The sequence below is a fragment of the Microbacterium sp. F1-18 genome (assembly GCF_052921305.1).
On sequence record NZ_JBREVD010000004.1, the window covers coordinates 85,427 to 97,693 of the forward strand.

A 12,267-nucleotide genomic window follows, 5' to 3' on the forward strand; every position below is an offset into this window, starting at 1 on the left:
TGGATTCATTCGTTCCGTATGGGTGGTGCAGGGAGGATACGTTCGGGTGCCGCGGCTCAGGCGGCCGGGGCGAGCTCGCGCTTCTCCGCGGCGGTCGCGGCGGCTGCCGCCGTGCGACGACGACCGATCGCGCCGAGGACCGACCCCTTCTGGCCCTTCATGTCGCCGAGAGCGGACGTGAGGCGGTCGAGGTAGATCGCGAGGATGACGACGCTGAGCCCCGCTTCGACACCGGTGCCGATGTTGACGGTCGACATCGCCTGGACGATCTCCTTGCCGAGGCCGGGGGCGCCGGCGATTCCGGCGATGACGGCCATCGAGAGCGCGAGCATGATCACCTGGTTGACGCCGGTCATGATCGTCGGCATCGCGAGGGGCAGCTGGACGCCGCGCAGGATCTGGCCCGGCGTCGCGCCGAACGCGTGCCCGGCCTCGACGGTCTCGGAGTCGACGCTGCGGATGCCGAGCTCGGTCAGACGCACGCCCGGGGGCAGCGCGAAGATCACGGTGGCGACCAGACCCGGCACGAAGCCGATGCTGAAGAACACGATCGCGGGGATCAGGTACACGAACCCGGGCATCGCCTGCATCAGGTCGAGCACGGGCTTGATGACCGCGCTGAAGCGGTCGCTGCGGGCGGCGAGGATGCCGAGGGGCACGGCGATGACGACGGCGATGATCGTCGCGATGAGCACGAGCGCGAGCGTCTGCATCGCCGTGACCCACTGCCCCACGCCGAGGATGATCGCGAACGAGATAGCCGTGCCGATCGCGAACTTCCACGACCGCAGGAACCAGCCGAGCAGCGCGGCGACGACGATGACGACGACGATCGGGGCGCTCAGCAGCAGGTCGGCGAGCGAACCGACGAGCCAGCCGACGGCGGTGGAGATCGCGCCGAGCAGCCACGAGACGTTGTCGCGGATCCAGTCGACCGCGACCTCGGCCCACTGGCCGAGCGGAATACGGAAACCATCCATCAGCGCACCTCCCCGTTCTGGAGGGCGGCACCGTCGACGGCGGTCGCCTCCGCGAGCACTTCGTCGATCGCGGCCTGCGGCATCGGCTGCAGGGGGATCGTGATCTCCTCCGTCGCGCCGGGGCCGGGGCCGAGGGCGGCGAGGAGGGTGATGCGCGGGATGACGCCGACGAGGCGTCCGTCTGCATCGGTGACGGCGAGCGGCAGCGGCGACTCGACGGCCGGGACGAAGAGGTTCATGAGCACCTCGTCCTGGCTGACGGTCTGCGGGGCCGGCTTGATGACCGATGAGAGCGCCGACTCGCCGCGACGGACCAGCTTGACCGCGTCGCGATCGGTGACGACACCGAGGAGTTTGCGGTCGCGGCCGACGACGTAGGCCGCCGACATGAAGGCATCCCGCATCTGCTTGAGGGCAACGCGGGGTCCTGCCGATTCCGCGACGACGGGCCGCGGGCGCTCCATGACGTTCGCGGCCGTGAGGACGCGGGCACGGTCGACGTCCTGGACGAACTGCTCGACGTAGTCGTTCGCCGGGTCGGTCAGGATGTCTTCGGGCGTGCCGATCTGCACGATGCGACCGTCGCGCATGACGGCGATGCGGTCGCCGAGGAACATCGCCTCGTTGAGGTCGTGCGTGATGAAGATGATGGTCTTCTGCAGCTTCTGCTGCAGTTCGAGCAGCTGCTCCTGCATCTCGCGTCGGATGAGCGGGTCGAGCGCGCTGAAGGCCTCGTCCATGAGCAGGATGTCGCTGTCGGCGGCGAGCGCGCGGGCGATGCCGACACGCTGCTGCATTCCGCCGGAGAGGGCCGAGGGCAGCTTGTCGCCCCAGCCTTCGAGGCCGACGAGCGCGAGGATCTCCTCGGCCTTGGCCAGGCGCTCGGCCTTGCCGACACCCCGCAGCTCGAGCGGGTAGGCCACGTTCGCGGCGACGGTGCGGTGCGGCAGCAGGGCGAAGTGCTGGAAGACCATCGCGATGCGCTCGCGACGGATGCTGCGCAACCGGGCGGGCGCGACATCGGTGATCGAGTCGCCCTTCACGGTGATCGTTCCGGCGGTGGCGTCGTGCAGGCCGTTGAGCATGCGGATGAGCGTCGACTTGCCCGAGCCGGAGAGGCCCATGATGACGAAGATCTCACCCGGCTGCACGGTGAACGAGGCGTCGATGACGGCGGCGGTTCCGGCGTCGGCGATCTCGTTGCGCTGGGCTCCGGCCCGCAGCTTCTCGACGACGGACTTCGGGTTGCGCCCGAAGACCTTGTACAGATTCTTGGCTTCCAGCGCGGGGGAGGTCATTTCCCCCGAAGAAGACGGACTGGTCACAGGTCACCTCGGCAGCCGGTGCAGGCTGCATCGGTTACGCCCGGGTGGCGGCCTCTCGGCGCGTCTTGCGACGGCGTCTCGGCTGCGGATGTCGGACCCACGAGCACAGGCCGCCGACCATACGCTCGCCGGTCTGGCACCCACAGGGACTGCCACCAACGACCGCGGACTGGTCGGGTAGGGGCCCGCTGTGGGCCGCATCCAACGTTTCACGTTCCCGGGGAGGTCGCAAATCGAACCGACGATTTGACCCCTGATCGGCACTTCCGGTAAACGCGCGCGCCCGCGCAGGCAAACCGGTGGTCTTTCTCAGGTAACTGTATGTGTAGTACACGTACAGTTTGTCCATGACTCGCACGCCTATCCCCCCGACGACCCGCACCGTCACACCCGTCGCTCGCGGAGAGATCGACGCGGCGGCTGATCTGCTGACCCGCGCGTTCGCCGAAGACGCCCCGACGCGGGCCCTCCTGCAGGAACGCGGCGACGACGAACGCGCGCGCCACCGCCTGTTCCGCGCCGTCCTCCTCGGTGGTCCGTTGCAGAACGGCACGGTCGACGGTGTGCGCGATCCCGACACCGGCAGGCTCCTCGGCGTCGCGGTGTGGTCCGCCCCCGGCGAGACCGGGATGCGCACGGCCGCCCTGCCGGAGTACGTGCGGGCGATCGGCCTCGGCGGTCTGGCCCGGGCTCTTCGCGTCTCGGACGCGATCGACGCGCACCGGCCGGCCGTGCCGCACTGGTACCTCAAGGCGGTCGGCGTCGCGCCGGACGCTACCGGCGGCGGCATCGGCAGAACACTGCTCGCGTCACGACTCGAGGTCGTCGACGCCGACGGCTCGCCCGCGTACCTGGAATCGTCTAACGCCCGCACGACCGCGCTCTATCGTCGGCACGGCTTCGTGCCCCTGACGAGGGTCCCCTGGCCCGACGGGGCCGGACCCCTGGCCATGTGGCGCGGCGGCCACGCGGAGTCGAGCGGAGCAGATGGTGCGTCCCAGTAATCGCGAGCTCATCGTCGACGCGGCCGTCGAGCTGTTCGCAGACTCGGGCGCGGATTCGGTCACCTTCGACGACCTCGCGGCACGGACCGGGCTGACAAAGAGCGGCATCGTCTACCACTTCGCCACGCGGCAGCTGATCCTCGAGGCCGTCGCGGGGCGACTGATCGACGGCTGGGCGGAGTCAGCGGCATCCCATCTCGCCGGAGCGCCCGACGATCCTCCGCACCGGCTCGCTGCTTTCGTCGCCGGCATGCTCGAAGGAGATGCGACACCCGCCGAACTGCGGCTGGCGGTCGAGACCCTCGGCGGGCGACGGATGCACGACGGATGGCAGGGCATCCGGGGGCACTGGCTGCAGCCGGAAGGCGCGACGCCCGCACAGCTGACCGCCGTGGCGGCGGCGCTCGGACTGTGGGTGAGCCGCGCGACGGGGTTCCTCGATCTCGACGCCGGTCAGCGCGCCGGCATCGAACGATCGATCCGGCAGCTCGCGGCAGCGGGTGACTGAGGCTCAGTCCGCGATGTCCTCCGCCGCGATGCGGTGGTGGCGGATGACCTCGGCGACGACGAATCCGAACCACTTCTCCGCGAACTCGGGGTCGAGGTCGGCCTCCTCGGCGAGGCGCCGCAGGCGGGCGACCTGCCGTTCTTCGCGACCGGGATCGGATGCCGGCATGCCGTGAGTCGCCTTGAGCTCGCCGACCTGCTTCGTGCAGCGGAACCGCTCCGCCAGCATGAACACGAGCGCGGCGTCGATGTTGTCGATGCTCGCGCGCAGGCGATGGAGTTCGGTCGTGGCGTCGGTCATGGTGGCTCCTCCCCCGCCGACCCTATCTGCTCGACGGGCGAGCGCGATCCCACCGCGGCGCTGTAAGCCGCGCCCCTAGAGTGTGACCATGACGAAGCCTCGCCCGAGCACCCCGGCCCCCGCGGCCCCCACCGCCCCGGTGTCCGCAGCGGCCACGCGTGATCAGCCCCTCTGGGGAGCGCTGTCCCGCCCGTTCGCGGCCGGCTTCTTCCTCGCTCTGGGCGCCCTCGCGGCGATCGTTCTGGGGCTGGCGATCTCGAGCCTGTCGACGGTCCTCATCTACGTCGCGATCGCGTTGTTCGTCGCGCTGGCGCTCGACCCGGTGGTGCGGTTCCTCGTGCGCCGCGGCATCCCGCGCGCCTGGGGCATCGTCATCACGTTCGCCGCGCTCGCGCTCATCATCGCCGGCATCCTGTGGGTCGTCCTGCCACCGGTGGTGCGCCAGGTCGAACAGTTCGCCAAGGATGTGCCGTCGATCGTCAACGACATGCTGCGCAGCGATACGGTGCGCTGGCTCGAGAACACGTTCGGCGACAGCCTGAGCGACGTGCTGAACGAGGTGCAGAGCTTCGTCACCAACCCGTCGAACATCGCCGCGATCGGCGGCGGGCTGCTGCAGGTCGGCGTGAACGTCGTGACCGCCATCTCGGGGTCGATCATCGTGCTCGTGCTCAGCCTGTACTTCCTGGCGTCGCTCCCCCGCATGAAGAACGCGCTGGTGCGCATCTCGCCCGCACGCTCCCGCTCGACCGTCGCCGACATGACCCGGCAGATCACCGAGTCGATCGGCGGCTACCTGTCGGGCATGGTCGTGCTCGCCCTCATGAACGCGACCTTCGGCTTCATCCTGCTGACCATCCTCGGGGTGCCGTTCGCGGCCCTGATGGCTGTGCTCGCGTTCGCGATCACGCTGATCCCGCTCGTGGGAACGGTGATCTTCTGGGTCGGGGCATCCGTCATCACGCTGCTGACGAATCCCACCGCGCCGTTGCCGGCGATCATCTTCGCGGCCGCGTACCTGCTGTACATGCAGGTCGAGGCATACGTCCTCACCCCGCGCGTCATGAACCGCACCGTCTCGGTTCCCGGATCGCTCGTGGTCATCGGGGCTCTCGTCGGCGGCACCCTGTTGGGTCTGCTGGGCGCGCTCGTCGCGATCCCCGTCACGGCGTCGATCCTGCTGATCATCAACCAGATCGTCATTCCGCGTCAGGACGCGAAGAAACTGCCGCACTGACTCTGATAGCGGCCCCCGTTCGCGGGACCGGGAATCACGCCACCGGCAGGATGCAGGTCGGGCTGGGGGCTGCGACGCGGTGACGCACGCGCCCCGGCACCCCGGTTCGCGGGTCGCGCGTCATCGACACCACCTCGCCCGAGAGCTGCCCGGCGACGAGCAGGGTGTCTCGGACGACGACGTGGTGGCGCGGCCAATCGACGCCGGCATCGACGAGGGCGAGTTGCTCGAGCCGGTCACCGGTGCCGCGAACGCGCAGCACCCCGAGGGTGTTGCTGCCGCGGATGCCCGCGTAGACGGTCTCACCGTCGGGCGTCATGGCGATCTCAGCAGCCGTGTCGTCGTCGAGGGAACCGATGAGGCCTGTCGCCGACAGCATCCGCCATTCCCCGGCGCGATCTGCGCCGAGCACGAACACCTCGCGAGATAGTTCCGTGAGGACGTACAGGTGACCGCTCGGATGCCAGAGGGTGTGACGCGGTCCGCTGCCGAGCGGCAGCGTGACCTGCCCGACGAGCCGGAGCCCGCGCGGACTGTCACGCCAGAACCGCACGAGGTCGAGCCCCATGTCGGTCGTCACGATCAGACCGCCCGGCAGGTGACGCGCCTGGTGCGACCGAGACGGGCGTGCGGCCTCGGATTCCTGATCCGGACCGGGATGCGGCGCGGCGGGCGCGTCCGAGCCGGGCACCAGATGGGCGAACTCGGGACCGGCGGCCTCGCGCAGAGCCCGCGCGGCAGCGGCGAGATCGAGGTCGTCCGCGGCCGGCTCCGCCGAAGCAACGGGTCCGTAGGGGTCGACCGCGGCGGGCGCGATCACCGGAGCCGACGGGACGCCGGCGTCGTCGATGCTCATGCGGACGACGCGGCCGTCGCTCCAGCAGCTGGCGACGAGCGAGGCTCCGTCGGGGGCGACGGCGACGTGACACACGGCCTCACCGGCGGCGACCGGGCGCCCGAGCGGCATCCACGCGTCGGGACCCGTGCGCCGGTAGGCCTGCACCTCACCGCGGAACTCGAGCGCGGCGTAGACGACGTCCAGACGCGGATGGCGGGCGAGCCACGACGGCGACGACGCGGCCACGACCTCGGTGCGCAACGAGAGCTGGCCGTCCGCGGTCGGGCCGTCGGGGTCGCCGGCGTGGACCAGGCCGATGCCCGCGGCATCGCCGCCCATGTCGGTGGTGTAGCCGCCGAGCAGCAGCCGCACGTCAGTCGACGAGGTCGTGGCGGACGATGACGGCGTCGCGGGCGGGCCCGACACCGATCACCGAGATGCGCGTGCCGCTCATCTTCTCGAGCGCCAGCACGTACTCCTGGGCGGCGATGGGGAGGTCGTCGAACGTGCGCGCCGTCGAGATGTCTTCCTTCCAACCGGGGAAGTACTCGAGCACCGGCTTGGCGTGGTGGAAGTCGGACTGGTTGACCGGCACCTCGTCGAACCGCTCGCCGTCGACGTCGTATGCGACGCACACCGGGATGCGGTCGAGCCCGGTGAGGATGTCGAGCTTGGTGAGCACGAGGTCGGTGATGCCGTTGATCCGCGTCGCGTACCGCGTGATCGGGGCGTCGTACCAGCCGACACGGCGGGGGCGGCCGGTCGTCGTGCCGAACTCGAATCCGCGCGACCGGAGGAAGTCGCCGTTCTCGTCGAACAGCTCGGTCGGGAACGGGCCCGACCCGACGCGCGTCGTGTACGCCTTGACGATGCCGACGATGCGGTCGAGACGGTTGGGTCCGACGCCCGCACCGGTGGCGGCGCCGCCGGCCGTCGCCGACGACGACGTGACGAAGGGGTAGGTGCCGTGGTCGACGTCGAGCATGGTCGCCTGCCCGCCCTCGAAGACGACGACGTCGCCGTTGTCGAGCGCGTTGCTCAGCAGCAGGCCCGTGTCGCACACCATGGGCCGCAGACGCTCGGCGTACGAGAGCAGGTCTTCGACGATCTCGTCGGCGGTGATCGCACGGCGGTTGAACACCTTGACCAGCAGGTGGTTCTTCTGGTCGAGGGCTCCCTCGACCTTCTGGCGCAGGATGTTCTCGTCGAAGAGGTCTTGCACGCGGATGCCGACGCGGTTGATCTTGTCGGCGTAGGCCGGTCCGATGCCGCGACCGGTGGTGCCGATCTGGCGCTTGCCGAGGAAGCGCTCGGTCACCTTGTCGAGCGTGCGGTGGTACTGCGTGATGAGGTGCGCGTTGGCGCTGACCTTGAGGCGCGAGATGTCGAGCCCGCGCGCCGACAGCGCCTCGAGCTCGGCGAAGAGCACCTCGAGGTCGACGACGACGCCGTTGCCGATGACGGCGTTGACGCCCGGCGAGAGGATGCCGCTCGGCAGCAGGTGCAGGGCGTACTTCTCGTCACCGATGACGACGGTGTGCCCGGCGTTGTTGCCGCCGTTGAACTTGACGACCCAGTCGGTGCGATCGCCCAACAGGTCGGTGGCCTTGCCCTTGCCCTCGTCGCCCCACTGGACGCCGACGATGACGATTCCCGGCATGCGGATCTCCCTTTCTGTCGAGGAGGGATTGCACCCCATCCTATCGACACGGGCGCAACCCCCTTACGGCGATCGCAACACGCGCGCCAGAGTGGGGATGCAGATCGCATACCCACACCAGACGCCTATGGAGGAGGGTCTCATGCACCACCGGCTCGCCACAGCGGTCGGCGCGGTCCTGTTGCTACTGACGTCGTCGTTCGCACTCGCGGGGTGCGGGCTGTCGATACCGACCGACCCGTCGGGCACGCTCACCTCGGTCGAGGGAGGGACGCTTCGGGCCGGGGTATCCCCCGACGGCGAATGGGTGCAGGTCGACGGCGAAGAACCGCAGGGCAGCGAGCCCGATGCGATCCGAGCCTTCGCCGACTCGCTCGACGCCGACGTGGAATGGACCGTCGGGTCGGAGGAGGCGCTCGTGCGCGAACTCGAGAACGGCGGGCTCGATCTCATCGCGGGCGGCATCACCGACCAGACCCCGTGGACAGACAAGGCGGGTGTCACACGCCCGTACGCGGAGGCGACCGCGAAGGACGGCAGCACGCTCAAGGTCGTCATGCTCGTGCCGCTCGGCGAGAACGCGTTCCTGTCGCGCCTCGAGACCTTCCTCTCGGAGCGGGCGAGAGCGGGAGAGCTGTGAACCGGTCGGAGGTGCGGTTCGGACAGACCGAGCTGCCGGAACGTCAGGTCGAGGTGCTTCGCCGCGCGGTGCGGCTCGAATGGATCACGATCGGGTTCCTGGCGGTCACCGTGACCCTCGTCTTCCTCGTGCTCGGCAACTCGCAGGCGATGAAGGCGGCGTGGATCGAGGACCTGCTGTCGTTCATCCCGCCGCTGGCGTTCCTCATCGCGATCCGCGTCAACCGGCGACGGCCGACGCTGCGGCATCCGTACGGCTATCACCGCTCGGTCGGAGTCGGTCACCTGGTGGCGGCCGTCGCCCTGACCACGATGGGCACCTACCTGATCGTGGAGTCGGGCATCGGGCTGCTGAGCGGCGAGCACCCGACGATCGGCACGGTCGAGCTGTTCGGCGCGTCGATCTGGCTCGGGTGGCTGATGATCGGGGTCATGGCGCTGACGGCCGTGCCGCCTGTCCTGCTCGGGCGCGCGAAGATCACGCTGGCGCGCGAGCTGCACAACAAGGTGCTCTACGCGGATGCCGACATGAACAAGGCCGACTGGATGACCGCGGTCGGGTCCATCGTGGGCGTCACGGGCATCGGCCTCGGGCTGTGGTGGCTCGACGCGGCGGCGGCGCTCTTCATCGCGGCGGGCATCCTGCGCGACGGGCTGAAGAACCTGCGGGCCGCGATCATCGACCTCATGGACGCGCGAGCGACGACGTTCGACGATGCTGAGCCTCATCCGCTCGCGGGCGAGATCGACGCCTACCTCGCGAGCCTCCCGTGGGTGTCGGCGGCGGGCAGCCGGGTGCGTGACGAGGGACACGTGTTCCACGTCGAGTCGTTCGTCGTGCCGCGCGACGGTCGGATGCCGACCCTCGACGAGCTGGAAGCGGCGCGCGAAGGCTGCGTCGAGCTCGACTGGAAGGTGCAGGACATCGTGCTGGTGCCGGTGCGCGAGCTGCCGATCGTCGTGCCGGTCAGCGAGTGACGAGCTCGCGCAACGCCGTGACGACATCCGGTCGGCCGACGATGACGAGGTCGCCGTCGGCCGAGGTCCAGGATGCCGCTCCCGCCTCGGTCGCGATGAGCGCGCCGCCGACGAGGTCCCAGATCTCGTTGCGGTAGGCCACGAGGGCGCCGAGCCCGCCCGTCACGAGCAGCGCCCAGTCCGACGACGGAGCCCAGCTGCGCAGGACCCGCTTCGTGCCGCGCTCGAGGCGATCGAACAGCTCGTTGCGACGCGGGTCGTCATGGCCGACGTCGTAACCCTGTGTGAAGGCGACGGTCTCGTGAGCGAGCGCACCCGCCCCCTCGATGACGAGGCGCGGTGCGGTGGATCCGGATTCGTCGGAGTCGCCGGCGGTGAATGCCCCGCTCCCCTCGATGGCCCAGAACGTGCGGCGCCGCGGTGAGTCGTGGACGACCGCCATCACCGGACGGTCGCGCTGGCAGAGCGTGATGCAGACGCCGTAGACATCGAGCCCCAGCACGTAGTTGTGCGTGCCGTCGAGCGGGTCGATGAGCCAGCGGTACTCGCCCTCGTCGCTGCCCTGCTCGCCGCCCTCCTCGCCGAGGATCGCGTGCTCCGGATACGCGCGCCGCAGGGCCTCGACGATCCGCCGCTCTGTCTCGCGATCGACGTGCGTCACGAGGTCGGCGCCGTCGCCCTTCGCGTCGATGCGGGCGGTCGTCCGCTCCGCGACGGCGACGTCGCCGGCTTCACGGGCGAGGGCGATGGCCAGGTCTGCTGCGCGCTGGAGATCCACCCGCCCGACGCTATCGGCAGCCAGAGACGACGAGAACCTGCCGGAACCGGCAGAGCAAGCCTCAACGGCGCTGGGCAGGCCAATCGGGTTGCTGACAGTATCGAGTTGTGAGGCGCGACTACCTGGGGCGTGCCGCGCTGGCGGCATCCGCGATGTTCCTGCCGGGGATCGGCAGCGTCGTCATCCTGCTCGTCATGGCGATCGCCTATTCCGACGAGGTCCAGGCGGCGATCGGCCTGGGAGGCTCCACCGCCGCGATTGTGACGGTCGTGGCATCGGGTTTCGTGGTCACCACCATCCGCGCGCGCACGGCGGGACGCTCCCTCGAGGGCGAGCTGACGGGGGCAGTGGGGGCGGCGATGCTTCTGCTGCTGGCCTCGATCGCGATCGCGCTCCTCAGTCCGGTCGTCTCGCGCTCGGACGCGGGCGGGTACTTCGCCGTCTACTGGATCGCCACCATCCCGGCGACGGTGCTCACGCCGATCGGCTTCGTCTTCAACGGCGCGTTCCAGGCGCAGCACCGCGACGGCACCAACCTGATCACCGCGGTCACCGGAACGCTCGCGAAAGCCGCCGTCGCGGCCGTCGTCGTCGCGCTCGGCGTCCCACCGCTCGCGGCTGTGGCTGCCGTCGGCGCCACGACGTCGGTCGCGTCGATCCTGGGAGTGCTGGTGCGCGGATCACAGCTCGCGCGAGCGGACATGATCTCGTGGCGCATGGTGGCGTCGGCGGCGCGTGAGGCTCTCGCGCATCCCGTCGCCGTCATCCGGTCACTCGGCGAGCGCGCGGCCGCGTCGGTCGACGGACTGGTCTTCCTGGTGACCTTCACGGCAGCGATCATGGTGGCCACTGCGCACTCCCCCGCCGACGGTGCGGTGGTCGCGCTGTCGGTGGCGGTGATGCGCTCCGTCATCGTCCCGCTGAAGCAGTTCGGCGTGGTCGGGGCAAGATTCGTCATCGCCGAGCGCGGGGGAGGCGGCGGGCGCGGGCTCGGGCGCGGGCGGGCCATGCGCCTGTCGACGGTGCAGGCGAACTGTCTCGTCCTGCTCGCGGCGATCGCGGTGGCGCTGACGATCTCGCGCCTGGCTCTGCCGGTCTTCGACCAGCTCGGCTGGCTGATCGTCGCGATGATGTCCGTGCAACTGCTCATCGAACCGTGGGCAGGTGTCCTGTACTCCTACCGCAAGATCGCGCTGTCGACAGCGGCTGGGCTGCCCGCCCTCGTGATCGCGTACGGGGCGGTCGGTGGGTCGGGGCTGACGCTGCTCGCCGTCACACGTTCCGGCTCGGCCGAGGCCATCTGGGGGGTCCTGCTCGCGACACGTGTCGTCTTCGCCGTCCTCCTGGCCTGGACCCCTCGCATATCGATGCCCGCGGGTCCAGACTGGCGTCGCGGCGTCATCCGCCGCAGACGGGATGCGGCATGAGACCTCTGCGGTACTCGATCAATGTGACGCTCGACGGGTGCTGCCACCATGAGGCGGGGCTGCCGCCCGACCAAGAATCGATGGGCTACTGGACGGCGCAGATGGCCGGGGTCGACGCGTTGCTGCTCGGCCGCGTGACGTACGAGATGATGGCCGCCGCCTGGCGACGGCCCGCCTCGGGCGAGTGGCCCGAGTGGATGGATGACGCCGAGATCAGATTCGCCGAGGCCATCGACGGCGCCCGGAAGTTCGTCGCGTCGTCGACCCTTGGCGATCCCGACTGGAACGCCGAGCTCATCTCGGGCGACCTGGAGACCGCCGTCCGAGCGCTGAAGGCCGAGCCGGGCGCCGGGCTCTGGGTCGGCGGCGTCATGCTGCCCACCGCCCTGGCGGACCTCGGCCTCATCGACGAGTTCGAGTTCGTCGTGCAGCCCGTCGTCGCGGGACGGGGGCCGACGCTGCTCGCGGGCCTGCACGGGCAGATCGAGCTCGAAGCGGTCGACCGCACAGCATTCCGCTCGGGGGCTGTGGCGACGCGGTACCGGCTGCGCAGCGCCTGACCTGATGTGATCTGAGCGCGCGACGCGAACCCC

The 12,267-nt window shown here is 69.9% G+C and carries 13 protein-coding genes; 7 read left to right on the plus strand and 6 right to left on the minus strand.

What is annotated here, in order from left to right:
* Positions 1 to 56 precede the first annotated feature (56 nt).
* Entirely contained in the window at positions 57 to 980 is a 924-nt protein-coding gene (locus ACU6RU_RS12400; RefSeq protein WP_120263834.1) for an ABC transporter permease, read from the minus strand.
* Positions 980 to 2,278 (minus strand): quaternary amine ABC transporter ATP-binding protein, encoded by a 1,299-nt coding sequence (locus ACU6RU_RS12405; RefSeq protein ID WP_120263835.1) that lies wholly within the window; start codon positions 2,276 to 2,278, stop codon positions 980 to 982. The genes ACU6RU_RS12400 and ACU6RU_RS12405 overlap by 1 nt, the downstream gene beginning before the upstream one ends.
* Positions 2,279 to 2,652: 374 nt before the next feature.
* Between ACU6RU_RS12405 and ACU6RU_RS12410 the strand changes: the two genes are divergently transcribed.
* Positions 2,653 to 3,309 (plus strand): GNAT family N-acetyltransferase, encoded by a 657-nt coding sequence (locus ACU6RU_RS12410; protein WP_220700906.1) that lies wholly within the window; start codon positions 2,653 to 2,655, stop codon positions 3,307 to 3,309.
* Positions 3,293 to 3,817 carry a TetR/AcrR family transcriptional regulator gene (locus tag ACU6RU_RS12415; protein ID WP_446726680.1) on the plus strand — a complete coding sequence of 175 codons (525 nt, stop codon included), beginning with the start codon at positions 3,293 to 3,295 and terminating at the stop codon, positions 3,815 to 3,817. Before ACU6RU_RS12410 ends, ACU6RU_RS12415 begins: the two co-directional genes overlap by 17 nt.
* Positions 3,818 to 3,820: 3 nt before the next feature.
* Here the strand turns inward: ACU6RU_RS12415 and ACU6RU_RS12420 are convergent, their stop codons facing one another.
* Positions 3,821 to 4,117 carry a chorismate mutase gene (locus ACU6RU_RS12420; RefSeq protein WP_120263837.1) on the minus strand — a complete coding sequence of 99 codons (297 nt, stop codon included), beginning with the start codon at positions 4,115 to 4,117 and terminating at the stop codon, positions 3,821 to 3,823.
* A gap of 88 nt (positions 4,118 to 4,205) precedes the next feature.
* Here ACU6RU_RS12420 and ACU6RU_RS12425 point away from each other — a divergent pair, with 88 nt between their 5' ends.
* Positions 4,206 to 5,354 carry an AI-2E family transporter gene (locus tag ACU6RU_RS12425; protein WP_120264463.1) on the plus strand — a complete coding sequence of 383 codons (1,149 nt, stop codon included), beginning with the start codon at positions 4,206 to 4,208 and terminating at the stop codon, positions 5,352 to 5,354.
* A gap of 34 nt (positions 5,355 to 5,388) precedes the next feature.
* On the opposite strand, the gene ACU6RU_RS12430 is transcribed toward ACU6RU_RS12425, so the two are convergent.
* Positions 5,389 to 6,564 (minus strand): lactonase family protein, encoded by a 1,176-nt coding sequence (locus tag ACU6RU_RS12430; protein WP_446726681.1) that lies wholly within the window; start codon positions 6,562 to 6,564, stop codon positions 5,389 to 5,391.
* 1 nt (position 6,565) lies between these two features.
* A complete protein-coding gene (locus tag ACU6RU_RS12435) occupies positions 6,566 to 7,852 on the minus strand; it encodes an adenylosuccinate synthase (RefSeq protein ID WP_120263838.1) in 1,287 nt (428 codons plus the stop codon).
* A gap of 142 nt (positions 7,853 to 7,994) precedes the next feature.
* Here ACU6RU_RS12435 and ACU6RU_RS12440 point away from each other — a divergent pair, with 142 nt between their 5' ends.
* Both ACU6RU_RS12440 and ACU6RU_RS12445 read left to right on the plus strand, forming a co-directional pair.
* On the plus strand, positions 7,995 to 8,492 hold the full coding sequence (locus ACU6RU_RS12440) for a transporter substrate-binding domain-containing protein (RefSeq protein WP_289330597.1): 498 nt from the start codon (positions 7,995 to 7,997) through the stop codon (positions 8,490 to 8,492).
* Complete coding sequence (locus tag ACU6RU_RS12445; protein ID WP_120263839.1) at positions 8,489 to 9,469, plus strand: cation transporter; 981 nt, start codon at positions 8,489 to 8,491, stop codon at positions 9,467 to 9,469. The genes ACU6RU_RS12440 and ACU6RU_RS12445 overlap by 4 nt, the downstream gene beginning before the upstream one ends.
* Here the strand turns inward: ACU6RU_RS12445 and ACU6RU_RS12450 are convergent.
* Complete coding sequence (locus ACU6RU_RS12450) at positions 9,459 to 10,247, minus strand: inositol monophosphatase family protein (protein WP_446726682.1); 789 nt, start codon at positions 10,245 to 10,247, stop codon at positions 9,459 to 9,461. The two genes, ACU6RU_RS12445 and ACU6RU_RS12450, sit on opposite strands and share 11 nt — an antisense overlap.
* A 107-nt stretch (positions 10,248 to 10,354) precedes the next feature.
* Between ACU6RU_RS12450 and ACU6RU_RS12455 the strand changes: the two genes are divergently transcribed.
* Together ACU6RU_RS12455 and ACU6RU_RS12460 are read left to right on the plus strand one after the other, a co-directional pair.
* Positions 10,355 to 11,674, plus strand: coding sequence for a hypothetical protein (locus tag ACU6RU_RS12455; protein WP_446726683.1), 1,320 nt, complete (start codon positions 10,355 to 10,357; stop codon positions 11,672 to 11,674).
* Complete coding sequence (locus ACU6RU_RS12460; protein ID WP_446726684.1) at positions 11,671 to 12,234, plus strand: dihydrofolate reductase family protein; 564 nt, start codon at positions 11,671 to 11,673, stop codon at positions 12,232 to 12,234. The genes ACU6RU_RS12455 and ACU6RU_RS12460 overlap by 4 nt, the downstream gene beginning before the upstream one ends.
* Positions 12,235 to 12,267 lie beyond the last annotated feature (33 nt).

What these genes read in the sequence shown, in the direction of transcription:
- ACU6RU_RS12440 (WP_289330597.1), top strand. Translation starts at nt 7,995, where the DNA reads ATGCACCACCGGCTCGCCACAGCGGTCGGCGCGGTCCTGTTGCTACTG.
- ACU6RU_RS12425 (WP_120264463.1), top strand. Translation starts at nt 4,206, where the DNA reads ATGACGAAGCCTCGCCCGAGCACCCCGGCCCCCGCGGCCCCCACCGCC.
- ACU6RU_RS12410 (WP_220700906.1), top strand. Translation starts at nt 2,653, where the DNA reads ATGACTCGCACGCCTATCCCCCCGACGACCCGCACCGTCACACCCGTC.
- ACU6RU_RS12415 (WP_446726680.1), top strand. Translation starts at nt 3,293, where the DNA reads ATGGTGCGTCCCAGTAATCGCGAGCTCATCGTCGACGCGGCCGTCGAG.
- ACU6RU_RS12460 (WP_446726684.1), top strand. Translation starts at nt 11,671, where the DNA reads ATGAGACCTCTGCGGTACTCGATCAATGTGACGCTCGACGGGTGCTGC.
- ACU6RU_RS12405 (WP_120263835.1), bottom strand. Translation starts at nt 2,278, where the DNA reads ATGACCTCCCCCGCGCTGGAAGCCAAGAATCTGTACAAGGTCTTCGGG.
- ACU6RU_RS12420 (WP_120263837.1), bottom strand. Translation starts at nt 4,117, where the DNA reads ATGACCGACGCCACGACCGAACTCCATCGCCTGCGCGCGAGCATCGAC.
- ACU6RU_RS12435 (WP_120263838.1), bottom strand. Translation starts at nt 7,852, where the DNA reads ATGCCGGGAATCGTCATCGTCGGCGTCCAGTGGGGCGACGAGGGCAAG.
- ACU6RU_RS12400 (WP_120263834.1), bottom strand. Translation starts at nt 980, where the DNA reads ATGGATGGTTTCCGTATTCCGCTCGGCCAGTGGGCCGAGGTCGCGGTC.